The 24,888-nt window shown below is 51.0% G+C and carries 20 protein-coding genes; 6 read left to right on the plus strand and 14 right to left on the minus strand.

Annotation, left to right across the window (positions count from 1 at the left end; all coding sequences use genetic code 11):
* Positions 1–79: 79 nt before the first annotated feature.
* The 6 genes from pyrG to rlmD all read right to left on the minus strand — a co-directional run bounded on the left by pyrG (position 80) and on the right by rlmD (position 7,052).
* Positions 80–1,717: a glutamine hydrolyzing CTP synthase gene (pyrG, locus tag HEN33_RS07275; protein WP_000210878.1), complete on the minus strand. Its 1,638-nt coding sequence runs from the start codon at positions 1,715–1,717 to the stop codon at positions 80–82.
* Between the two features lie 227 nt (positions 1,718–1,944).
* A complete protein-coding gene (gene mazG / locus HEN33_RS07280; RefSeq protein WP_001071655.1) occupies positions 1,945–2,736 on the minus strand; it encodes a nucleoside triphosphate pyrophosphohydrolase in 792 nt (263 codons plus the stop codon).
* 71 nt (positions 2,737–2,807) lie between these two features.
* Positions 2,808–3,143, minus strand: a complete 336-nt coding sequence (gene mazF / locus HEN33_RS07285) for an endoribonuclease MazF (RefSeq protein WP_000254750.1) — start codon at positions 3,141–3,143, stop codon at positions 2,808–2,810.
* Positions 3,143–3,391 (minus strand): type II toxin-antitoxin system antitoxin MazE, encoded by a 249-nt coding sequence (gene mazE, locus HEN33_RS07290; RefSeq protein ID WP_000581937.1) that lies wholly within the window; start codon positions 3,389–3,391, stop codon positions 3,143–3,145. Before mazE ends, mazF begins: the two co-directional genes overlap by 1 nt.
* Positions 3,392–3,468: 77 nt before the next feature.
* Positions 3,469–5,703 (minus strand): GTP diphosphokinase, encoded by a 2,235-nt coding sequence (gene relA / locus HEN33_RS07295; RefSeq protein WP_000226815.1) that lies wholly within the window; start codon positions 5,701–5,703, stop codon positions 3,469–3,471.
* 47 nt (positions 5,704–5,750) lie between these two features.
* Positions 5,751–7,052 (minus strand): 23S rRNA (uracil(1939)-C(5))-methyltransferase RlmD, encoded by a 1,302-nt coding sequence (gene rlmD, locus HEN33_RS07300; protein ID WP_000046780.1) that lies wholly within the window; start codon positions 7,050–7,052, stop codon positions 5,751–5,753.
* Positions 7,053–7,108: 56 nt separating this feature from the next.
* On the opposite strand from rlmD, the gene barA reads away from it, so the two are divergent.
* Positions 7,109–9,865 (plus strand): two-component sensor histidine kinase BarA, encoded by a 2,757-nt coding sequence (gene barA, locus HEN33_RS07305; RefSeq protein ID WP_176262671.1) that lies wholly within the window; start codon positions 7,109–7,111, stop codon positions 9,863–9,865.
* A gap of 57 nt (positions 9,866–9,922) precedes the next feature.
* On the opposite strand, the gene gudD is transcribed toward barA, so the two are convergent.
* The 7 genes from gudD to syd form a co-directional block, all read right to left on the minus strand.
* Positions 9,923–11,263 (minus strand): glucarate dehydratase, encoded by a 1,341-nt coding sequence (gudD, locus tag HEN33_RS07310; RefSeq protein WP_176262672.1) that lies wholly within the window; start codon positions 11,261–11,263, stop codon positions 9,923–9,925.
* 20 nt (positions 11,264–11,283) lie between these two features.
* Positions 11,284–12,624 (minus strand): enolase C-terminal domain-like protein, encoded by a 1,341-nt coding sequence (locus HEN33_RS07315; RefSeq protein ID WP_176262673.1) that lies wholly within the window; start codon positions 12,622–12,624, stop codon positions 11,284–11,286.
* 1 nt (position 12,625) lies between these two features.
* Positions 12,626–13,978, minus strand: a complete 1,353-nt coding sequence (gudP, locus tag HEN33_RS07320; RefSeq protein ID WP_000097090.1) for a galactarate/glucarate/glycerate transporter GudP — start codon at positions 13,976–13,978, stop codon at positions 12,626–12,628.
* A 419-nt stretch (positions 13,979–14,397) separates the two neighbouring features.
* Complete coding sequence (locus HEN33_RS07325) at positions 14,398–14,847, minus strand: flavodoxin (protein ID WP_000807751.1); 450 nt, start codon at positions 14,845–14,847, stop codon at positions 14,398–14,400.
* Between the two features lie 17 nt (positions 14,848–14,864).
* Positions 14,865–15,647, minus strand: a complete 783-nt coding sequence (gene truC, locus HEN33_RS07330; RefSeq protein WP_032303690.1) for a tRNA pseudouridine(65) synthase TruC — start codon at positions 15,645–15,647, stop codon at positions 14,865–14,867.
* The gene (locus HEN33_RS07335; RefSeq protein ID WP_000206991.1) at positions 15,647–15,976 is read right to left on the minus strand and encodes a YqcC family protein; all 330 of its coding nucleotides are present in this window, start codon (positions 15,974–15,976) and stop codon (positions 15,647–15,649) included. The genes truC and HEN33_RS07335 overlap by 1 nt, the downstream gene beginning before the upstream one ends.
* A gap of 621 nt (positions 15,977–16,597) precedes the next feature.
* Positions 16,598–17,143 (minus strand): SecY-interacting protein, encoded by a 546-nt coding sequence (gene syd, locus HEN33_RS07340; RefSeq protein ID WP_176262674.1) that lies wholly within the window; start codon positions 17,141–17,143, stop codon positions 16,598–16,600.
* A gap of 67 nt (positions 17,144–17,210) precedes the next feature.
* Between syd and queF the strand changes: the two genes are divergently transcribed.
* The 5 genes from queF to xni all read left to right on the plus strand — a co-directional run bounded on the left by queF (position 17,211) and on the right by xni (position 23,673).
* A complete protein-coding gene (queF, locus tag HEN33_RS07345; RefSeq protein ID WP_000100430.1) occupies positions 17,211–18,059 on the plus strand; it encodes an NADPH-dependent 7-cyano-7-deazaguanine reductase QueF in 849 nt (282 codons plus the stop codon).
* A gap of 111 nt (positions 18,060–18,170) precedes the next feature.
* Positions 18,171–19,535, plus strand: coding sequence for a nucleotide 5'-monophosphate nucleosidase PpnN (gene ppnN / locus HEN33_RS07350; RefSeq protein ID WP_000627995.1), 1,365 nt, complete (start codon positions 18,171–18,173; stop codon positions 19,533–19,535).
* A gap of 556 nt (positions 19,536–20,091) precedes the next feature.
* On the plus strand, positions 20,092–21,381 hold the full coding sequence (gene sdaC / locus HEN33_RS07355) for an HAAAP family serine/threonine permease SdaC (protein WP_000450486.1): 1,290 nt from the start codon (positions 20,092–20,094) through the stop codon (positions 21,379–21,381).
* Between the two features lie 57 nt (positions 21,382–21,438).
* Complete coding sequence (gene sdaB / locus HEN33_RS07360) at positions 21,439–22,806, plus strand: L-serine ammonia-lyase II (protein WP_000626401.1); 1,368 nt, start codon at positions 21,439–21,441, stop codon at positions 22,804–22,806.
* A gap of 111 nt (positions 22,807–22,917) precedes the next feature.
* On the plus strand, positions 22,918–23,673 hold the full coding sequence (xni, locus tag HEN33_RS07365) for a flap endonuclease Xni (protein ID WP_001352986.1): 756 nt from the start codon (positions 22,918–22,920) through the stop codon (positions 23,671–23,673).
* A 54-nt stretch (positions 23,674–23,727) separates the two neighbouring features.
* Here xni and fucO read toward each other — a convergent pair whose 3' ends face one another.
* Positions 23,728–24,876 carry a lactaldehyde reductase gene (gene fucO / locus HEN33_RS07370; protein ID WP_105288349.1) on the minus strand — a complete coding sequence of 383 codons (1,149 nt, stop codon included), beginning with the start codon at positions 24,874–24,876 and terminating at the stop codon, positions 23,728–23,730.
* Positions 24,877–24,888: the final 12 nt, after the last annotated feature.

The following is a 24,888-nucleotide window of genomic DNA, read 5'->3' on the forward strand; positions in this document are numbered from 1 at the left end:
CCTCAAGTCACTAGTTAAACTGAAACTCCAGACAAACAACGCGTACCCTGGGTACGCGTTGCCGTTCTAACTTTTTTACTTACTTCGCCTGACGTTTCTGGAACTCACTGGCGGCTTTCACAAAGCCTGCAAACAGCGGGTGGCCATCACGTGGAGTAGAAGTAAACTCCGGATGGAACTGACAAGCCACGAACCACGGATGATTCGGAACTTCGATGATCTCGACCAACTGATCATCCCCGGAACGGCCCGCAACGCGCAGACCTGCATCTTCAATCTGTTTCAACAGCATGTTGTTGACTTCGTAACGGTGACGATGACGCTCAACAATTGTCGGCGCATTGTACAGCTGGCGAACCAGGCTATCGTCAACCAACTGGCACTGCTGTGCGCCGAGACGCATGGTACCGCCGAGATCGCTCTTCTCGCTACGAACTTCAACGTTGCCGTTTTCATCGCGCCACTCGGTAATCAGCGCCACAACCGGGTACTTACAGTCTGGCACAAATTCCGTAGAGTTGGCGTTCTCCATGTTGGCAACATGGCGAGCGTAATCAATTAACGCCACCTGCATACCCAGGCAAATGCCCAGATAAGGAATATTGTTCTCACGCGCAAAACGCGCGGTCGTAATCATGCCTTCAACGCCACGATAGCCGAAACCGCCAGGTACGAGGATCGCGTCCAGACCTTTAAGGATTTCAACACCGCGCGTTTCAACATCTTGTGAATCGATCAGTTTGATGTTGACGCTGACACGATTCTTCAGCCCACCGTGTTTCAGTGCTTCGATCACGGATTTGTAAGCGTCCGGCAGTTCAATGTACTTGCCGACCATACCAATGGTGACTTCACTTACCGGATTCGCTTCTTCGAAGATAACCTGTTCCCATTCGGACAGATTCGCTTCCGGGCAGTTTAAGCTGAATCGTTTACAAATATAATCGTCCAGCCCCTGCGATTTCAACAGGCCCGGAATTTTATAGATGGAATCGACGTCTTTCAGAGAAATAACCGCTTTTTCCGGAACATTACAGAACAATGCAATCTTCGCACGTTCGTTCGCCGGAACAGCGCGATCTGAACGACAAATCAGGATGTCAGGCTGGATACCGATGGAGAGCAGTTCTTTTACAGAGTGCTGAGTCGGTTTGGTTTTGACTTCACCAGACGCTGCCATGTACGGCACCAGCGTCAGGTGCATAAACAGGGTGTGCTCACGGCCAATTTCAACAGCCATCTGGCGAATCGCTTCAAGGAACGGCAAGGATTCGATATCACCTACAGTACCGCCGATTTCGACCAGTACCACGTCATGACCTTCGCCGCCTTCCAGCACGCGCTCTTTGATAGCGTTAGTGATGTGCGGAATAACCTGTACGGTTGCGCCGAGGTAGTCGCCGCGGCGTTCTTTGCGCAGAACGTCAGAGTAGATACGACCCGTGGTGAAGTTGTTGCGGCGGCTCATTTTGGTACGAATGAAACGCTCGTAGTGCCCCAGGTCCAGGTCGGTTTCAGCGCCGTCTTCAGTAACGAACACTTCCCCGTGTTGGATTGGGCTCATAGTACCTGGATCGACGTTGATGTACGGATCCAGTTTCATGATGGTCACATTGAGGCCACGGGCTTCAAGAATGGCTGCGAGGGAGGCTGCGGCAATGCCTTTACCCAGAGAGGATACGACCCCGCCGGTCACAAAAATATAGTTCGTTGTCATGCTGAACCTGAGAAGTTAGGTTGAAAAGACGATGGAATAACCAGGACGGGAAAGCAGTATACCCGAACATGACCTGTGCCACAAACTTTCATTATCCCTCCTCTTCGCCAGCGCACCATTGAAATCAGGAGTGAGAAAATAGCCCCTTTGGGGTAAATGTTTTTGACGCAAATCAAGCGCTTGTCATTTAAAAAATGACACAAATCGCGCTTGACCGCGTAATTCCCTTAGAGATCAATTTCCTGCCGTTTTACCTGTTGCCAGACTTCTTCCATTGTTTCGAGGTCAACACCTGTCATTTCCAGTCCACGCGCGGCAACAATACGCTCCACTTCGCGAAAACGGCGCTCGAATTTTTCATTGGCTTTTTGTAGTGCAATCTCTGCTTTTGTCCCTAAATGGCGGGCCATGTTGACCGTGGCAAACAGCAGGTCACCCATTTCCTCCTCAAGTTTAGCCTGGTCGACAACAGCCTGCCGCGCCTCGTACATCACCTCGTCGATCTCTTCGTAGACTTTATCGACTACCGGACCAAGCGTCGTCCAATCGAAGCCAACGTTGGCGCAACGTTTCTGGATTTTTTGCGCACGCATTAAAGCCGGTAAACTACGAGGAATATCGTCCAGCGCCGAATGCTGCGCTTTCTGCGCGCGCTCTTCGGTTTTGATTTGCTCCCAACGGGCAAGCACTTCACTACTGTTTTCGGCAGAACTGTCAGCAAAAACATGTGGATGGCGACGTTCTAGCTTATCGCTAATCGCGGCGCAGATATCATTAAAATCAAAGCGCCCTTCTTCCTGAGCCATTTGCGCGTAAAACACCACCTGGAACAACAGATCGCCGAGTTCACCGCGCAGATCGTCAAAGTCTTCGCGGGCGATGGCGTCCAGCACTTCGTAGGTTTCTTCAAGGGTGTAAGGTGCAATGGTGGCAAATGTCTGCTCTTTATCCCACGGGCAGCCGTTTTCCGGGTCGCGAAGACGCTGCATGATAGTGAGCAAACGGTCGATTTGATTCATTAGAATGTCCTGAAAATTGCGGGTCTGTCAGGTGGAAACCTGTGACCAGAATAGAAGTGAGTTAGTAACACCTAGCCAATCAGCACGTTAATTTTGGCTTTAATGAGTTGTAATTCCTCTGGGGCAACCGTTCCTTTCTTCGTTGCTCCTCTTGCCCGCCAGGCGATACTTTTTACCTGATCAGCTAACGCTACACCATCACGTTCCTGACCGGATAAAACAACTTCGAACGGATATCCTTTTGATTGCGTTGTACAAGGAACACACAGACACATACCTGTTTTGTTGTTGTACATGAACGGACTCAGGACAACAGCCGGACGATGTCCGGCTTGCTCGCTACCTTTTGTCGGGTCAAAATCAACCCAAATCAGATCGCCCGTATCGGGTACGTATCGGCTTACCATTACCAGACTTCCTTATCTTTCGGCTCCCCCCAGTCGATATTCTCGTGGAGGTTTTCCGGCGTGATGTCGTTGACCAGTTCAGCAAGCGTAAATACGGGCTCTTTACGCACTGGCTCAATAATTAATTTGCCATCCACCAGGTCAATCTTCACTTCATCATCAATATTCAGATTGAGCGCCTGCATTAACGTAGCCGGGATCCGCACCGCCGGTGAATTTCCCCAACGCTTTACGCTACTGTGGATCATAACCCTTTCCTCAAACCGCTATCATATGTAGATACAGTATATATCAATCTACATTGTAGATACGAGCTAATTTCGGCCTAACTCCCGTGCAACCGACGCGCGTCGATAACATCCGGCACCTGGTTGAGTTTACCCAGCACGCGGCCCAGCACTTGCAGGTTGTAAATCTCAATAGTCATGTCGATGGTTGCCAGTTGCTGTTTGGTGTCGCTACGGCTGGCAACGCCAAGCACGTTCACTTTCTCGTTGGCGAGAATGGTCGTGATATCACGTAACAACCCACTACGATCATTAGCCACCACGCGGACCACCAGCGAATATCCGGCGGAGTAGCTCTCACCCCATACCGCGTCAACAATGCGTTCTGGCGCATGGGAGCGCAGTTCCGCCAGTTGTTCGCAATCGGCGCGGTGTACTGAAATACCGCGCCCCTGGGTAATGAAGCCGACAATCTCATCTCCAGGAATCGGCTGGCAGCAACGCGCGATGTGGTGCATCAGGTTGCCGACACCTTCTACCACCACACGACCGTTATCTTTACTGCGGTTTTGCGGCGTATAGCTTTTTTGCTGAAGTTGCTTCAGCGCGGCGGCATCCTGCTCTTCGGCACTCGGCTTATTAAATTGCGATTGCAGGAAGTTCACCATCTGATTGAGACGGATATCCCCGCCACCAATCGCTGCCAACAACTCGTCGACATCATTGAAGTTGTAACGCGGCAGCAGATGTTTTTCTGCTTCTTTCAGGCTGATCCCCAGATGTTCCAGCTCGTCGTCAAGGATTTGCCGCCCTGCCAGAATGTTTTTGTCACGGTCCTGTTTACGGAACCAAGCGTGAATTTTCGAACGCCCACGGCTGGTTGTGACGTAACCGAGGTTTGGGTTTAACCAGTCACGGCTGGGGTTCGGCTGTTTCTGGGTGATAATTTCAATCTGGTCGCCCATCTGCAACTGGTAGGTGAACGGCACAATGCGCCCGCCTATTTTTGCCCCGATGCAGCGGTGTCCGACATCACTGTGGATGTGGTAAGCGAAGTCCAGCGGCGTTGATCCCGCAGGCAAATCAACGACATCACCTTTCGGCGTAAAGACATACACCCGGTCGTCAAAGACCTGGCTGCGTACTTCGTCGAGCATTTCGCCGGAATCAGCCATCTCTTCCTGCCACGCAATCAGTTTACGCAGCCAGGCAATTCGGTCTTCATGTCCCGAACGTGCGCCGCCAGCTGCCGCGCCTTCTTTATATTTCCAGTGCGCAGCAACACCCAACTCTGCATCTTCATGCATCTGTTTGGTGCGGATTTGGATCTCAACGGTTTTGCCACCCGGCCCCAGAACCACGGTATGAATAGACTGATAACCGTTTGGTTTCGGGTTAGCAACGTAATCGTCAAACTCATCCGGCAGGTGGCGATAGTGAGTGTGCACTATCCCCAGTGCGGCATAACAATCCTGTAAACGCTCGGCGACAATACGTACCGCACGCACATCAAACAGCTCATCGAAGGCGAGGTTCTTTTTCTGCATTTTGCGCCAGATACTGTAGATGTGTTTCGGACGACCATACACTTCAGCTTTAACGCCTTCAGCTTTCATCTCAGCGCGCAGATGACCGACAAACTCTTCGATATAGTGTTCGCGGTCGAGACGGCGTTCATGCAGCAGTTTTGCGATGCGTTTGTATTCGGTCGGGTGGAGATAACGGAAGCAGTAATCTTCCAGCTCCCATTTCAGTTGTCCAATCCCAAGACGGTTCGCCAACGGCGCGTAGATATTGGTGCACTCTTTTGCCGCCAGTACGCGCTCATCTTCCGGCGCGTCTTTTACTTCGCGCAGATGAGCAATACGCTCTGCCAGTTTGATGACCACGCAGCGGAAATCATCGACCATCGCCAATAACATCCGGCGAACGTTATCGACCTGTTCGGAGGAAACAGAATCAGTATGCGTCGCTTTCAGCTGGCGGATCGCCGCCATATCACGCACGCCGTGAATAAGGTTAACGACCGACTTACCGACGCTCTCACGCAGCACATCTTCGCTAACTACGTTGGCATCCGCCAGAGGGAACAGCAGCGCCGCCCGCAGCGTGTCAATGTCCATACTTAATGTCGAGAGGATCTCCACCATCTCAACACCACGCCACAATAACAGACTGGCATCCGGATGCCCCTGCGTCTGTTGCAGACAATACGCCCAGGTTTCGGCTAAGCACTCACACGACTTCTGGCTGGTAATACCCAGACTTGCGATCCATTTTTCCGGATCAAATTCACCAGCCTTATTGATATGTGCACTTCTTACCGCAACCATCGTCCTCTCCTTTAGGGACCAGACCTGCCGAAATCGGCAAATCGTAACTATTTAACGCGCGAGAAAAGTACCATCGATTCCAGATGTCCCGTGTGTGGGAACATATCCAGCATCGCCAGTCGCGCAATGGTATATCCTGCTTTTAATAACGCTTCGCTATCCCGAGCCAGCGTTGCAGGATTACAGGATACATAAACTATACGAATAGGTTCCAGTTTTATAATTTGCTGCATAACACCTGCGGCACCTGCTCGCGCCGGGTCCAGCAACACTTTATCGAAGCCGTTTTTCGCCCACGGCTGCTTTGTGACATCTTCTTCAAGATTTTCGTGATAAAACGTCACATTGTGTAAGCCATTAAGACGCGCATTCTGCTGGCCTTTTTCAACCAGCGCCGGAACGCCTTCTACACCCACCACACTGGCAGCTTGTGTCGCCAATGGCAGTGTAAAGTTGCCCATACCGCAGAACAGATCCAGTACGCGATCTTCAGGTTGTACATCCAGCCATTCCAACGCACGCGCTACCATTTTTTGGTTCACACCCGCATTGACCTGAATAAAATCGCGCGGGCTAAAAGTTAAGCGCAACCCGTTTGAGTCATACCAGGGCATCTCACCAGAGACGGTTTCGAGTATCTCACTATCGGGGGCGAGATACAGATCCAGGCCTTCAGAATGCGAAAAGCGTTCCAGTTTTTCGCGATCTGCCGAACTTAGCGGTGCGGTATGGCGCAAAATCATCAGCGTACCGCTGGTTGCTTGTACCAGTTCAACATGACCAAGATGGCGCATAGCTTGTAAGCTGCCAAGGCATGCCCTGACTTTGGGCAGCAATGCTTCAAGTTGGGGCACTAAAATGGGGCATTGTTTAACGTCGACAATGTCACTGGAGCCCGCTTTGCGAAACCCCATCTGAAGTTGCTGTGTTTTCGGTAAGTAGTTCAAACTTAAACGCGCGCGACGGCGATAGCCCCAGGGAACATCGGCGATCACTTCAGAGACTTCGTGTTTCATTAATCGGGCGAGTGCCGCACTTTTGCTTCGCTGCTGTAAATCCTCGCTGGCGTGTTGTTGCTGACAGCCACCGCATACGCCAAAATGAGGGCAGCGTGGCGTTTCGCGTTCCGGGCTATCGCTTAACCGGCGCACGACTTTAGCGCGGGCGTACTGTTTTTTATCTTCAGTAACAGTAACTTCCGCGTTTTCCTGTGGCAATAATCCAGGAATAAATAACGCTTTGCCGTTATGTCGTGCCACGCCCTGACCAAAAGAGTCGAGGTCGTTGACTGAAACAGTTATGATCTGACGCGTCGTCGTGCGTCGTTTTGCAGAGTAGAATTGCGCCATTGGCGAGACTTTCTCAATTTAACAGTGTGACCTTAATTGTCCCATAACGGAACTCCATGACCAACTACAGCCTGCGCGCACGCATGATGATTCTGATCCTGGCACCGACCGTCCTTATTGGTTTATTGCTGAGTATCTTTTTCGTCGTGCATCGCTATAACGACTTGCAGCGTCAACTGGAAGATGCCGGAGCCAGCATTATTGAGCCGCTTGCAGTTTCTACTGAATATGGCATGAGCCTGCAAAATCGCGAATCTATCGGTCAGTTAATAAGCGTACTGCATCGTCGCCATTCCGATATTGTTCGCGCGATTTCGGTTTATGATGAAAATAACCGACTCTTTGTCACCTCCAATTTTCATCTTGATCCCTCATCAATGCAGCTCGGCAGCAACGTGCCGTTTCCTCGCCAGCTCACTGTCACTCGTGACGGCGATATTATGATCCTCCGCACGCCGATTATTTCTGAGAGTTACTCCCCCGACGAATCGCCCAGTAGCGATGCCAAAAATAGTCAAAATATGTTGGGATATATTGCGCTTGAGCTGGATCTTAAATCGGTTCGCTTGCAGCAATATAAAGAGATCTTTATTTCCAGCGTGATGATGCTGTTTTGTATCGGTATTGCGCTTATTTTTGGCTGGCGCTTAATGCGCGATGTAACCGGTCCGATTCGCAACATGGTGAATACCGTCGACCGCATCCGTCGCGGGCAACTCGACAGCCGGGTGGAAGGATTTATGCTCGGCGAGCTGGATATGCTGAAAAACGGTATCAACTCGATGGCAATGTCGCTGGCAGCTTATCACGAAGAGATGCAGCACAATATCGACCAGGCGACGTCCGATCTACGTGAAACGCTGGAGCAGATGGAAATTCAGAACGTTGAGTTGGATCTGGCGAAAAAGCGCGCCCAGGAAGCGGCGCGTATTAAATCCGAGTTTCTGGCAAATATGTCACACGAGCTGCGTACACCACTGAATGGTGTTATTGGCTTTACCCGCCTGACGCTGAAAACAGAATTAACGCCAACGCAGCGCGATCACCTGAATACGATTGAACGTTCGGCAAATAATTTGCTGGCAATTATTAATGATGTTCTCGACTTCTCGAAACTGGAAGCAGGTAAGCTGATTCTGGAAAGTATTCCATTCCCACTACGCAGCACGCTGGATGAAGTCGTTACCCTGCTGGCACATTCTTCTCACGATAAAGGGCTGGAACTGACGCTCAATATTAAGAGCGACGTGCCCGATAACGTAATTGGCGACCCACTGCGATTACAGCAAATCATCACTAACCTGGTAGGGAATGCAATTAAATTCACCGAGAATGGCAACATTGATATTCTGGTAGAAAAACGTGCGCTGAGTAATACCAAAGTGCAGATTGAAGTGCAGATTCGGGATACCGGCATTGGTATTCCTGAACGCGATCAATCGCGCTTATTCCAGGCCTTCCGACAGGCTGATGCCAGTATTTCCCGCCGTCATGGTGGCACCGGGCTGGGGCTGGTGATTACACAAAAACTGGTTAATGAAATGGGCGGCGATATTTCGTTCCATAGCCAGCCGAATCGCGGTTCAACTTTCTGGTTCCACATTAATCTCGATCTGAATCCGAACATTATTATCGAAGGGCCATCCACCCAGTGCCTCGCCGGCAAGCGCCTGGCCTATGTCGAACCAAACTCCGCAGCAGCGCAATGCACGCTGGATATTTTAAGTGAAACGCCGCTGGAAGTGGTTTATAGCCCAACGTTCTCCGCGCTGCCTCCCGCGCATTACGACATGATGTTATTAGGCATTGCGGTGACCTTCCGCGAGCCGCTAACAATGCAACATGAGCGATTAGCGAAAGCGGTATCGATGACCGATTTTCTGATGCTGGAACTTCCTTGCCATGCACAAGTCAATGCTGAAAAACTTAAGCAAGATGGTATCGGCGCGTGTCTGCTGAAACCATTAACACCTACGCGCCTGTTCCCTGCCCTGACGGAATTTTGTCATCACAAACAAAACACGCTTTTGCCTGTTACCGATGAAAGTAAGCTGGCAATGACTGTCATGGCGGTTGATGACAACCCCGCTAACCTGAAACTTATCGGCGCGTTACTGGAAGATATGGTGCAACATGTAGAGCTTTGCGATAGCGGGCATCAGGCCGTTGAACGGGCGAAACAGATGCCGTTCGATCTGATCTTAATGGATATTCAAATGCCGGACATGGACGGAATTCGGGCCTGCGAACTCATCCACCAGCTCCCACATCAGCAACAAACGCCGGTTATCGCGGTAACGGCGCATGCAATGGCCGGGCAAAAAGAGAAGCTGCTTGGCGCAGGGATGAGCGATTATCTGGCGAAACCGATTGAAGAAGAACGATTGCATAATTTGCTGTTGCGCTACAAGCCTGGCAGCGGTATTTCCTCTCGCGTCGTGACCCCTGAAGTCAATGAAATTGTGGTGAACCCGAATGCGACCCTCGACTGGCAACTGGCACTACGCCAGACAGCAGGAAAAACCGATTTAGCGCGCGATATGCTGCAAATGTTACTCGATTTCCTGCCTGAAGTTCGCAACAAAGTTGAGGAACAGCTGGTTGGAGAAAACCCGGAAGGCCTGGTTGATTTGATTCATAAACTGCATGGCAGTTGCGGCTATAGCGGTGTGCCGCGTATGAAGAATCTCTGCCAACTGATCGAACAACAGCTACGCAGCGGTACTAAAGAAGAAGATTTGGAGCCAGAGCTTCTGGAACTGCTGGACGAGATGGATAATGTGGCGCGCGAAGCCAGCAAAATTCTTGGGTAATAAATATGTTATCCAGTAAAAACCGGCTCCAGACAGAGCCGGTTTTGGTTTTCTGTCTTAACGCACCATGCACGGACGCTTGTTATCGAACGTCCAGCCTGGGATCAGGTACTGCATTCCCATCGCATCGTCACGCGCACCAAGTCCGTGCTTCTGATACAGCTCGTGGGCTTTCATCACCTGCTCCATATCGATTTCTACGCCCAATCCTGGTTTTTGCGGCACTTGAACCAGACCGCCTTTGATCGCAAACGGTTCTTTGGTCAGGCGCTGATTACCTTCCTGCCAGATCCAGTGCGTATCAATAGCAGTAATTTTACCCGGCGCAGCAGCGGCAACGTGGGTAAACATCGCCAGGGAAATATCGAAGTGGTTGTTAGAGTGTGAACCCCAGGTCAGGCCAAACTCATGGCACATTTGCGCCACACGTACCGAACCTTGCATCGTCCAGAAATGCGGATCCGCCAGCGGGATATCAACGGATTGTAACGAGAGCGTATGGCCCATCTGCCGCCAGTCGGTGGCGATCATATTGGTTGCGGTCGGCAGGCCAGTCGCGCGACGGAACTCTGCCATCACTTCACGCCCGGAGAAACCTTGCTCCGCACCACACGGATCTTCTGCATAAGCCAGCGAACCTTTCAGGTATTTACCGATTTTAATCGCTTCGTTCAGCGACCAGGCACCGTTAGGATCGAGGGTAATACGCGCCTGCGGGAAGCGTTGCGCCAGTGCCACAATAGATTCGGCTTCTTCTTCTCCGGCCAGTACACCGCCCTTCAGTTTGAAATCGTTGAAGCCATATTTTTCATATGCCGCTTCCGCCAGGCGCACCACCGCATCCGGCGTCATCGCTTCTTCATGACGCAGGCGATACCAGTCGCATGAGTCATCCGGCTGGCTTTGATACGGCAGCGGTGTGGCTTTGCGATTACCGACGAAGAACAGATAACCGAGCATTTCGACTTCGCTACGCTGTTGACCATCGCCCAGCAGCGATGCCACGTTTACCCCCAGATGCTGCCCCAACAGATCCAGCATTGCCGCTTCTATCCCGGTAACTACATGAATAGTGGTACGCAAATCAAATGTCTGCAAACCGCGCCCGCCGGCATCACGATCGGCAAATGTATTACGCACCAGCGTCAGAACGTTTTTGTATTCACCCAGCGTTTTACCCACCACCAGCGGAATTGCATCTTCCAGCGTTTTACGGATTTTCTCGCCGCCGGGAATTTCCCCTACGCCAGCGTGACCAGAATTATCTTTGATAATCAAAATATTACGCGTGAAGAACGGTGCGTGTGCACCACTCAGATTCATCAGCATACTGTCATGGCCCGCCACCGGGATGACCTGCATTTCAGTAACAACAGGCGTCGTAAATTGAAAACTCATATCTATGTCCTTTTTCAAAATCAATGACGGCCGAAAACGGGACGTTTACGGTCAAAGGTCCAGCCGGGGATCAGGTACTGCATCGGGCCCGCGTCGTTACGCGCACCGCCAGGCAGACGTTTATAGGCCTCATGCGCCTTTTGTACCTGCTCCCAGTCCAGTTCCACGCCCAGACCGGGCGCATCAGGAACGGCAATTTTTCCGTTTTTAATCTCCAGCGGATTTTTGGTCAGGCGACAATCTCCCTCCTGCCAAATCCAGTGGGTATCGATAGCGGTAGGATTACCCGGTGCCGCCGCGCCCACATGGGTAAACATCGCCAGAGAGATATCAAAGTGGTTATTAGAATGGCAGCCCCAGGTCAGCCCCCAGTCGTCGCAAAGTTGCGCCACGCGGACTGCACCGGAAAGCGTCCAGAAATGCGGATCGGCAAGTGGAATATCTACCGCATTGAGCATCACCGCATGGCCCATTTCGCGCCAGTTGGTGGCGATCATGTTAGTCGCGACGGGCAAGCCGGTCGCCCGTCGAAACTCCGCCATCACTTCACGTCCGGAGAAACCCTGCTCAGCGCCGCACGGGTCTTCCGCATAGGTGAGAACATCATTCAGCCCTTTGCACAGAGAAATGGCTTCATCAAGCAGCCATGCACTGTTGGGATCAACGGTAATTCGCGCATCCGGGAAGCGTTTCTTCAATGCACGAACAGTGTCGATTTCTTGCTCGCCAGGTAACACTCCGCCCTTAAGTTTGAAATCTTTAAAGCCATAGCGTTCCTGTGAAGCTTCCGCCAGACGCACAACGGCTTCGCTGTTCATCGCTTTCTGATGCCGCAATTGATACCACTCATGGTTGCCCGGCGTATTTTCCAGATAAGGAAGATCGGTTTTGGTCCGATCACCGATATAAAACAGATAACCGAGGACGGTAATAGCATCGCGTTGCTTGCCTGGCCCTAACAGTTCGCAGACCGGAACATTCAGCGCCTTACCTAGCAGGTCAAGCAAGGCGGCTTCCAGCGCCGCCACGGCATTAACGCGCAATTCAAAAGTCCAGGCACCTTTGCCGAAGGTATCAAAATCGGCTGCCTGATTACCTTTATGCACCTGCTGAACCACTTTATTCAGTCGTGCGATCTCCTGGCCCAGCACCATCGGAATAGCATCGACCAGTGTCTGATAAATCACCTCTCCGCCGGGCGCTTCACCAATACCGGTATGCCCGGCGTTATCGGTGAGTACCACAATATTGCGGGTGAAATATGCGTTATGTGCACCACCAATATTAAGCAACATGCTGTCATGCCCGGCCACCGGAATGACTTTCATATCAGTAATAACAGGACTGGATTGTGTCGCCATCTTATTGCCCCGCAACAGGTTTCAACTCGATACGCTTGATATCGCCCACCAGCACCAGGTAGCTCAGTACCGCGATTAGGGCATGAACACCAACATAAATCAGCGCCCCATTAAAGGAGCCAGTCGTGCCAACGATATAACCAATTGCGATTGGCGTGACGATACCGGAAATGTTACCAAACATATTGAACAGGCCACCGGAAAGACCGCTGATCTCTTTTGGCGCGGTATCTGCCATTACAGCCCAACCCAGCGCCCCAATGCCCTTACCGAAGAAGGCCAGCGCCATAAAGCCGATGATCATCCACTCAACGTTGACGTAGTTACAGAACACCATCACCATTGATAGCAACATGCCCATCACGATCGGTGTTTTACGCGCAATGTTCAGCGAACCTGTGCGGCGCATCAGCCAGTCTGAAATAATCCCCCCCAACACGCCGCCGATAAAACCGCAAACCGCCGGTACGGAAGCCACAAAGCCCGCTTTCAGAATCGACATCCCGCGTGCCTGCACCAGATAAACCGGAAACCAGGTAATGAAGAAGTAAGTCAGGGCGTTGATACAGTACTGACCGATATAAACGCCGATCATCATCCGTGACCCGAGCAGCTGTTTGATCTGCCCCCACTTCACGCTGAACGACACTTTAACTTTGGTATTTTGCTGATCCATATTGATCAGCGCACCACCCGCGGCGATGTACTCCAGCTCTTTCTGATTTACGCCCGGATGTTGATTTGGCTCATGGATGACTTTCAACCAGATAAAGCTGATGACAATGCCCAGACCGCCCATGAAGAAGAAGACATGTGACCAACCCACTTCATGAGTCAGCCAGCCCATAATCGGCGCGAAGATCACCGTTGCGAAGTATTGGGCGGAGTTAAAAATAGACACTGCAGTTCCCCTTTCCTGCGCCGGAAACCAGGCCGCTACAATGCGACTGTTACCGGGGAAAGATGGCGCTTCAGCAAGCCCGACCAGGAAGCGCAGCGTAAACAGGGCAACGATAATGCCGAATCCACTAAAGATATCGACGAAGCCTTGCAGCAAGGTAAACATCGACCAGATAAAGATCGACCAGAAGTAGACGCGTTTTGAACCAAAACGGTCCAGCAACCAGCCACCAGGGATCTGCCCGATAACATAAGCCCATGAGAAAGCAGAGAACACATAGCCCATTCCCACAGGATCAAGGCCGATATCTTTGGCCATTTCCGAACCGGCGATAGAGAGCGTAGCGCGGTCGCCGTAGTTGAAGGATGTGACGATAAACAACATCACCACTATCCAGTAACGAGCATTCGTGCGTTTTTCCACACTGCTCGCAGCCTGACTTAAAGAACTCATTGTTGCACTCCTGAAAATTCGCGTTAGCCACGCTCACTCTGGACTGCGACATCGCCAGGAAATCAGAGGTGACGTAGGGTGTTTTTTGCCGTTTTTATAGGTCGTTCGCCGAATACGGCGCGTGTTTATATCTGGCAATAGCAGTATAAAAAGCGCGCCATAGCGGCTCACCGTGCAACAACACAACATTAATGCGTTCAATGAGGCCCGATTTTGGCATTAGCCCTGGACGGTGGAATCCACTTCACGGAAATGAAAACAAGAACAAGAAAGGAAGGATTAAAACGAAGAAATAAAGAAGAGTATGAAATGGATCGCTTGACTCCAGGCAAACGCCAGTAAAAATCCGCGCTATGAAGCAGTTTTTACTGGCATTTGCCTGAAAAGATTCGATTCAGTTTGCTTAAAACGGCAATTTTTCAGGACAACAGCGTGCCCCAATGTTCGACCCACGGATTTGATTCCGTTTCCGGTTCCGGGTTCTCACTGGCGTCAATCAACAGCATTTCGCCAACTCGCTGAGCGCTCTGTTCCTGCAACAAGGCATCGAACTGTTTGCCGCCATTGCAGAAATTCACATAACTACTGTCGCCGAGCGCAATCACGCCATAACGCAGATTCGGCTGGAAGCCCAGGCTATCTTTGATTCCCTGAAAAAGCGGCACAATGCTATCAGGAAGGTCGCCCTGCCCGGTCGTGGACGTAACCACCAGAACATACTTATCCTGATAGGGCAGCCAGTCGCTTAATTCAGGATCTTCAAATACCGTTGCTTTGTGGCCCTGCGCGGTCAGAATTGCTTCCGCTTCTTCCGCCACTAACAGCGAATTTCCGTACATTGTGCCCACAAAAATACCAATTTCCGCCATACCGTTTTCTCCCTGGATTAGGAACTTATCTCTCCATCCTGACCCGATGGCGCACTGAACTCAACCCTTTCATTTTCAGGAAGCAGACCCCGCCAGCCAAATTGTGATAACGCCTGCATCCAGGTGCCGTCCAGGCCCGCGTGAATAGTCAGCGGCTCGCCAGTAAATGGATGTGTCAATGACAACTGACTGGCATGCAGCATTAACCGCTGAAGGCCAAAATGTTCAGCACCGCTACGATTCTGACGTAAATCACCATGTTTGCTGTCGCCAATAATCGGATGGCGCAAGTGGGCAAGATGGCGACGGAGCTGATGCTTGCGTCCTGTTTTCGGCTCCAGTTCCACCAGACCGTAGCGCGTAGTCGGGTAACGTCCGGTCGCTACAGGCATTTCTACGGTCGCCAGACCGCGATAATGTGTCACCGCTGGCTGTGGACCTTTATCTTCGCGGACGAATTTATCAGCGATTTTGTCCAGTTCTTCCACCAGCGGATAATCCAGCACAGCCTCTTCCATCAGCCAGCCGCGCACAATCGCATGGTAACGTTTCTGGATTTGGTGCTGTTCAAACTGTTGTGCCAGCAGCCGTCCGGCCTCGCTGGATAGTCCCATCAGCAATACGCCGGACGTCGGTCGATCCAGCCGATGCGCGGTAAATACATGCTGACCAATCTGGTCACGCACGGTTTGCATGACCACTACTTTCTCGTCGCGATCCAGCCAGCTGCGGTGAACCAGCCAGCCGGAGGGTTTATTTACCGCAACCAGCCATTCATCCTGGTAGATTATTTCCAGCATCAGCTCGCATCATCCGCAAAAAGAGCATCCAGTTTTTCCAGCTCAGCCAGAATAAGCGCGCGTTGCGGATGGTCCGTCGCCAGCGCCATTTCATAATAGGGTGCAACAGCAAAAGCGCCCGGTAATGGCTGGTTATTATCTAACAAATCGTGCATTCGCGGGATCAGCACCCACTGCAACCACTCCAGTGGTTCCATGGTGTCCATAAAGAACGGTTGGGTACTGTTAAATTGATGCGGCTGGGGTTCATCGTTTCGCCAGTGCTGATGTTCACGCAGTAACGCTTCAAGCGCCTGCAACTGGAGACGAACGCGGTCATGAGTGGTCATAAAGCAACCTCAATAAGAAAAACTGCCGCGAAGGATAGCAGGAATAAAAAAAGGGAGCACTGTATTCACAGTGCTCCCGGTTCGTTTCGCAGCATTCCAGCTACTTTTGTTGCTCCCTGCTCATCCTTGACAACTTTTCCTCTGGCCTTGCGGCCAATCGTTCATCCTGAACTATTGCTTCCTGCTCACACCACCCCGATGTGATACTTCATCCTGAAGTGTCCCTGGCCTTCCTGACCCACCGAATCATCCTGACCGGTTCTCATTCTCCATCCTGGAGGTGTCCTTTAACGCGTCCTGCGTCATCCTCTTCGCTTCATCCAGAAGCCTTTCCCTGAAACACCCTCCTGGTGTGTCCTTCAGAAGTGTCATCATCCTGATGTTCACTTCGTTGTCTGACTCCCTGTCGACGAAGATAGAATCGTCTTTTTCGCGAAGTCTTACAAGGCGCTTACAGACAATGCCTTAAGGAAAATTTCATATGAAAGTTAAGAATTAACAAGCAATATATTGATTTTAAATGAAAATAATGATTCTTATCTTTTTAAGTATTCGCTTATTTCCTGGCGATCTCCTACAGAGTCTGTAAGAGATCTCTCACAACAAGATGGGGTATTTGGATTACAGAAGAGGCTTAAGTTGATTAAGGAATTCCGCAAGATTTGAGGCTAAATGCGTCCGTTTGCGTGTTCCCAGCGTCTCTTTGCACACTTCACCGGAGAGATTACACACCGAGATGACCTCTAACTCTTCTTCCAGCGTCGCGATAAATAGCGTGGGCGGCAGTTTTAGCCTTTTCTGAGTCACCAGATGACCAATCAGATTTTCCTGCACCCGACGGAAGTCGTCTTCACTCCAGGTTTGCAGCAATGTCAGTTTGATATCGCCAAACTGCGCGTACATATCCCCGGCAAACTGAGTCGTATAAAAGGTATGAATTGTGGGTTGTATCACAATATCAAAAGCGCGTTCAACCGCGTTTACATTTTGTTCCCCGGTAAACGGCTGGGGTTGCCAGTATACGGCATCTTCAGTAGTTGAAATAATGCACGGTGAAGGAACGCCGTACAGTTCCTCACTTAACGGCCAGCTTTTATGCTCTTCATGCCACGCATCGCAGTAGCGTGCAGTAAAATCTTTCAAGGCTTGTGCGGTCAAATCGTCCACTAATTTCTCTCTTCACTTAAACCAGATACACTTGTCGTTTAGTTTATCTGGTTTATGACGGTGAAACATGTCTTCTTATGCAAACCATCAGGCACTTGCGGGCCTGACTCTTGGAAAATCAACCGATTACCGGGATACCTATGACGCCAGCCTACTGCAAGGCGTTCCGCGTAGTCTGAATCGCGATCCACTGGGTCTGAAAGCGGATAACCTGCCTTTTCATGGTACGGATATCTGGACGCTATATGAACTTTCCTGGCTGAATGCGAAAGGTTTGCCGCAGGTCGCCGTCGGTCATGTTGAACTTGATTACACCAGCGTGAACCTGATTGAGTCGAAGAGTTTTAAGCTCTATCTCAACAGTTTTAACCAGACGCGTTTTAATAACTGGGATGAGGTGCGCCAGACGCTGGAGCGCGACTTAAGCACTTGCGCCCAAGGTAAGGTTAGCGTGGCGTTATATCGTCTTGATGAACTGGAAGGCCAACCGATAGGTCATTTCAATGGCACTTGCATTGATGACCAGGATATCACTATCGATAACTATGAATTCACTACTGACTATCTGGAGAATGCCACCAGTGGCGAAAAAGTAGTAGAAGAGACGCTCGTCAGCCATCTGCTGAAATCAAATTGCCTGATCACCCATCAACCAGATTGGGGATCGATCCAAATTCAGTATCGTGGACGCCAAATTGACAGAGAAAAACTGCTGCGTTACCTGGTTTCTTTCCGTCATCACAACGAGTTCCACGAACAGTGCGTGGAACGCATCTTTAATGACCTGTTACGCTTCTGCCAGCCAGAGAAATTGAGCGTTTACGCACGTTATACCCGTCGTGGCGGTCTGGACATTAACCCGTGGCGCAGTAATAGCGATTTTGTCCCATCGACCACAAGACTGGTTCGGCAATAAATTTTTTCTCAATTTTGCGTGCTGGATTCACGCAGAAGGTTGTGAAAGGTCATCAGGCAGGGCTATTGTAATCAAAGGGAATGACGATATTCGTCCCATAAGGAGTTTTTCTTGATTACACATATTAGCCCGCTTGGCTCCATGGATATGCTGTCGCAGCTGGAAGTGGATATGCTTAAACGCACCGCCAGCAGCGACCTCTATCAACTGTTTCGCAACTGTTCACTTGCCGTACTGAACTCCGGTAGTTTGACCGATAACAGCAAAGAATTGCTGTCTCGTTTTGAAAATTTCGATATTAACGTCCTGCGCCGTGAACGCGGCGTAAAGCTGGAACTGATTAATCCCCCGGAAGAAGCTTTTGTCGATGGGCGAATTATTCGCGCTTTGCAGGCCAACTTGTTCGCGGTTCTGCGTGACATTCTCTTCGTTTACGGGCAAATCCATAACACCGTTCGTTTTCCCAACCTGAATCTCGACAACTCCGTCCACATCACTAACCTGGTCTTTTCCATCTTGCGTAACGCTCGCGCACTGCATGTCGGTGAAGCGCCAAATATGGTGGTCTGCTGGGGCGGGCACTCAATTAACGAAAACGAGTATTTGTATGCCCGTCGCGTCGGGAATCAGCTGGGCCTGCGTGAGCTGAATATCTGCACCGGCTGTGGTCCGGGAGCGATGGAAGCGCCGATGAAAGGTGCTGCGGTCGGACACGCACAGCAGCGTTACAAAGACAGTCGTTTTATTGGTATGACAGAGCCGTCGATTATCGCCGCTGAACCGCCTAACCCGCTGGTCAACGAATTGATCATCATGCCAGATATCGAAAAACGTCTGGAAGCGTTTGTCCGTATCGCTCACGGTATCATTATCTTCCCTGGCGGTGTGGGTACGGCAGAAGAGTTGCTGTATTTGCTGGGAATTTTAATGAACCCGGCCAACAAAGATCAGGTTTTACCATTGATCCTCACCGGCCCGAAAGAGAGCGCAGACTACTTCCGCGTACTGGACGAGTTTGTCGTGCATACGTTGGGTGAAAACGCGCGCCGCCATTACCGCATCATCATTGATGATGCCGCTGAAGTCGCTCGTCAGATGAAAAAATCGATGCCGCTGGTGAAAGAAAATCGCCGCGACACAGGCGATGCCTACAGCTTTAACTGGTCAATGCGCATTGCGCCAGATTTGCAAATGCCGTTTGAGCCGTCTCACGAGAATATGGCTAATCTGAAGCTTTACCCGGATCAACCCGTTGAAGTGCTGGCTGCCGACCTGCGCCGTGCGTTTTCCGGTATTGTGGCGGGTAACGTAAAAGAAGTCGGTATTCGCGCCATTGAAGAGTTTGGTCCTTATAAAATCAACGGCGATAAAGAGATTATGCGTCGTATGGACGACCTGCTACAGGGTTTTGTTGCCCAGCATCGTATGAAGTTGCCAGGCTCAGCGTACATCCCTTGCTACGAAATCTGCACGTAATCTCCCCTTCCCCGGTGACGTTTGTTGCCGGGTTTTCTCGTTATTGGTTACATACTCATCAACTCATTTCATTTGTTATATAAATGTTTCTTACCGTCCTCACGCGATAAATATCATCACAGTTAATATGTCATACAATTTATATTGCAAAGCAAACGTTTCCCTGTTTTCACAAACCACATTTTATCGCTATGAAAAATAAATTATCCCCATTATTCACTAAAAGTATTGATTTTTTCAGCTCAACCTACATATATTGCGCGCCCCGGAAGAGGTCAGATGTCGTTTAATGGGCAAATATTGCCCTTAAATTCTCTTTTACTTTTGATTTACAGAGTAAAGCGTTGAGATTATCTATCTTCCAAGTAGATTATTGTATTTGAGATCAAGATCACTGATAGATACATAACTTGTGTGTATCTTTCCGCCCTCAAATTATTACGGCGGAAAATGATTAAGCCATCGCCGATAGACAGATTTCATTTTTACGGTCAGGCACCTTCCCGGGCTGAACTGGCTAAAAGCTGAATTATTTGCATTCCTCCAGGAGAAATTGATGGAAACGACTCAAACCAGCACGATTGTGTCGAAAGACTCACGTAGTGCATGGCGCAAGACAGACACCATGTGGATGCTGGGCCTTTACGGCACGGCAATCGGCGCGGGCGTGCTGTTCCTGCCAATCAACGCCGGTGTTGGCGGTATGATCCCGCTGATCATCATGGCTATCCTTGCGTTCCCGATGACGTTTTTTGCTCACCGCGGCCTGACTCGCTTCGTACTGTCTGGTAAAAACCCAGGCGAAGACATCACCGAGGTTGTAGAAGAACACTTTGGTATTGGTGCAGGTAAACTGATTACCCTGCTCTACTTCTTTGCTATCTACCCGATCCTGCTGGTTTACAGTGTGGCAATCACCAACACGGTTGAAAGCTTCATGTCTCACCAGCTGGGTATGACGCCGCCGCCGCGTGCGATTCTGTCTCTGATCCTGATTGTGGGTATGATGACCATTGTTCGCTTCGGTGAGCAGATGATCGTGAAGGCAATGAGTATTCTGGTATTCCCGTTTGTTGGTGTACTGATGCTGCTGGCTCTGTACCTGATCCCGCAGTGGAACGGCGCAGCACTGGAAACGCTGTCTCTGGACACTGCATCGGCAACCGGCAACGGTCTGTGGATGACCCTGTGGCTGGCGATTCCGGTCATGGTGTTCTCGTTCAACCACTCTCCGATCATCTCTTCTTTCGCCGTTGCGAAGCGTGAAGAGTACGGCGATATGGCAGAACAGAAATGCTCGAAGATCCTGGCATTCGCACACATCATGATGGTGCTGACCGTAATGTTCTTCGTCTTCAGCTGTGTACTGAGCCTGACTCCGGCAGACCTGGCTGCGGCTAAAGAGCAGAACATCTCGATTCTGTCTTACCTGGCTAACCACTTTAACGCACCGGTTATCGCTTGGATGGCTCCGATTATCGCGATTATCGCTATCACCAAATCCTTCCTCGGCCACTACCTGGGCGCACGTGAAGGCTTCAACGGTATGGTGATTAAATCTCTGCGTGGTAAAGGTAAGTCTATCGAAATCAACAAGCTGAACCGTATCACTGCGCTGTTCATGCTGGTAACGACCTGGATTGTTGCCACCCTGAACCCGAGCATCCTGGGTATGATTGAAACCCTGGGCGGCCCAATCATCGCGATGATCCTGTTCCTGATGCCGATGTACGCAATCCAGAAAGTACCGGCAATGCGTAAGTACAGCGGTCACATCAGCAACGTATTCGTTGTCGTGATGGGTCTGATTGCAATCTCCGCAATCTTCTACTCCCTGTTCAGCTAAGTTCTTTCGCGCCGCTTTCGGGCGGCGCTTCCTTCGTTTTAACGCGATGTATTTCCTATGATTAGCGTATTCGATATTTTCAAAATCGGCATTGGCCCTTCCAGTTCCCATACCGTTGGACCAATGAAAGCGGGTAAGCAATTTACCGACGATCTGATTGCCCGTAACCTGCTTAAAGACGTGACCCGCGTGGTGGTTGACGTGTACGGCTCGCTCTCTCTGACCGGTAAAGGCCACCACACAGATATCGCCATAATTATGGGTCTGGCGGGTAACCTGCCGGATACCGTGGATATCGATTCCATCCCTGGTTTTATTCAGGATGTGAATACTCATGGTCGCCTGATGTTGGCAAACGGTCAGCACGAAGTGGAGTTCCCGGTTGATCAGTGCATGAACTTCCATGCCGATAACCTTTCTCTGCATGAAAACGGCATGCGCATTACCGCGCTGGCGGGCGATAAAGTCGTTTACAGCCAGACTTACTACTCTATCGGCGGTGGCTTTATCGTTGATGAAGAACATTTTGGCCAGCAGGATAGCGCACCGGTTGAAGTTCCTTATCCGTACAGTTCCGCTGCCGATCTTCAAAAACATTGTCAGGAGACCGGGCTGTCACTCTCTGGTCTGATGATGAAAAACGAGCTGGCGCTGCACAGCAAAGAAGAACTGGAACAGCACCTGGCGAACGTCTGGGAAGTAATGCGTGGCGGTATTGAGCGCGGTATTGCCACCGAAGGCGTGTTGCCAGGCAAACTGCGCGTTCCACGCCGCGCTGCGGCACTGCGCCGGATGCTGGTTAGCCAGGATAAAACCACCACTGATCCGATGGCAGTTGTTGACTGGATCAACATGTTTGCGCTGGCAGTGAACGAAGAGAACGCTGCGGGCGGTCGCGTGGTGACTGCGCCGACTAACGGTGCGTGCGGGATTATCCCGGCAGTGCTGGCGTACTACGACAAGTTTATCCGCGAAGTGAACGCTAACTCACTCGCTCGTTACCTGCTGGTAGCAAGCGCGATTGGTTCTCTTTATAAGATGAACGCCTCGATTTCTGGTGCCGAAGTGGGTTGCCAGGGGGAAGTTGGCGTGGCGTGCTCTATGGCGGCAGCTGGTCTGGCAGAACTGTTAGGCGCAAGCCCGGCGCAGGTGTGCATCGCGGCGGAAATCGCCATGGAACACAACCTCGGTCTGACTTGTGACCCGGTTGCTGGACAAGTTCAGGTACCGTGCATTGAGCGTAACGCCATTGCGGCAGTAAAAGCGGTGAACGCTGCACGTATGGCGCTACGCCGTACCAGCGAACCACGTGTCTGCCTCGATAAAGTTATCGAAACCATGTACGAAACAGGTAAAGATATGAATGCCAAGTACCGCGAAACCTCTCGTGGTGGCCTGGCGATGAAGATCGTTGCCTGCGATTAATCGCTCTCCAGAGGCCTCGATTTGCGAGGCCTCTTCCCGTTTTCTCATCCAGCCGTAGCCTCTTCCAGTAGTGAATGTTACCCTTATCACCTGATCTTTAAGGGGGTTATCGTGGCTGTTCATTTGCTTATTGTCGATGCACTGAATCTTATCCGTCGCATTCATGCCGTTCAGGGTTCGCCCTGTGTCGAAACCTGCCAGCACGCGCTCGATCAGCTCATTATGCACAGCCAGCCAACCCACGCGGTCGCCGTTTTTGATGATGAAAACCGCAGTAGCGGCTGGCGTCATCAGCGTTTACCAGATTACAAAGCGGGTCGACCGCCAATGCCGGAAGAGTTGCACAACGAAATGCCTGCATTACGCGCCGCCTTTGAGCAACGAGGCGTCCCGTGCTGGTCAGCCAGCGGCAACGAAGCCGATGACTTAGCCGCCACGCTGGCGGTCAAAGTAACTCAGGCCGGGCATCAGGCAACGATTGTTTCGACAGATAAAGGCTACTGCCAGTTACTTTCACCGACATTACGTATTCGTGATTACTTCCAGAAACGTTGGCTGGATGCACCATTTATTGATAAAGAATTTGGCGTTCAACCGCAGCAGTTACCCGATTACTGGGGGCTGGCGGGGATCAGCAGTTCAAAGGTGCCAGGCGTTGCGGGGATTGGCCCCAAAAGCGCCACGCAGTTGCTGGTCGAGTTTCAGAGTCTGGAAGGGATCTATGAGAATCTGGATGCGGTTGCCGAAAAGTGGCGCAAGAAATTAGAAATGCATAAAGAGATGGCATTTCTGTGCCGCGATATTGCCCGCTTACAGACTGATTTGCATATCGACGGCAATTTACAGCAATTGCGGTTGGTACGGTAACGGCGTGCCGGATACGGTGCAAACGTCGCATCCGGCATCGTCACATCAGCGCAATTACCAGGCGGTATGGTAAAGCGCTACAATATCCTCAAGCGTTGCTTCACGCGGGTTGCCACCGGTACAAACATCATCCAGTGCCGCCTGCGCCAGTGCCGGAATGTCTTCCTTGCGTACACCAACATCACGTAAATGTGGCGGAATACCGACATCACGGTTGAGAGCAAACACCGCTTCAACAGCGGCATTACGCGCCTCTTCCAGGCTCATACCTTCCACTTTCACGCCCATAACGCGCGCGATATCGCGGTACTTCTCACCGGTAAAGTCAGCGTTATAGCGCATGACATGCGGTAACAGGATGGCGTTCGCAACACCGTGTGGCGTGTTGTAAAACGCGCCCAGTGGATGCGCCATACCATGCACCAACCCTAACCCAACATTCGAGAATCCCATACCCGCAACATACTGCCCGAGCGCCATTTCTTCTCCGGCATCCTTATCACCAGCAACCGATCCTCGCAGCGCCCCAGCAATGATTTCAATCGCTTTAATGTGCAGCGCATCGGTTAGCGCCCACGCACCACGAGTAATATACCCCTCAATAGCATGAGTGAGCGCATCGACACCCGTCGCGGCTTTCAGCGCAGGCGGCATACCATCCATCATGTCAGCGTCAATAAATGCCACCTGCGGGATATCATGCGGATCAACACAAACGAACTTGCGTCGTTTTTCTTCGTCAGTAATCACATAGTTAATGGTCACTTCTGCCGCAGTGCCTGCTGTGGTGGGGATTGCCAGAATCGGTACACTGGGTTTATTGGTCGGGGAAAGCCCTTCCAGACTGCGCACATCGGCGAATTCCGGGTTGTTGCTGATGATGCCAATCGCTTTACACGTGTCCTGTGGAGAACCACCACCAATAGCGATCAGGTAATCCGCACCGCTACTCTGGAATACACCAAGCCCTTCTTTGACGACAGTAATTGTTGGGTTGGGCACTACGCCGTCGTAAATCGCCCATGCCAGCCCTGCAGCATCCATCTTATCGGTCACTTTCGCCACCACGCCGCATTGCACCAGCGTTTTATCGGTGACGATCAGCGCCTTCTGATAACCACGGCGTTTCACCTCATCGGTTAAAGCTCCAACAGCCCCCCGACCAAACCATGCCGTTTCGTTCAGAATCATTCTGTTAGCCATCATCCTTCTCCT

The organism is Escherichia sp. 94.0001 (genome assembly GCF_013369155.2).
Lineage (GTDB): Bacteria > Pseudomonadota > Gammaproteobacteria > Enterobacterales > Enterobacteriaceae > Escherichia > Escherichia coli_F.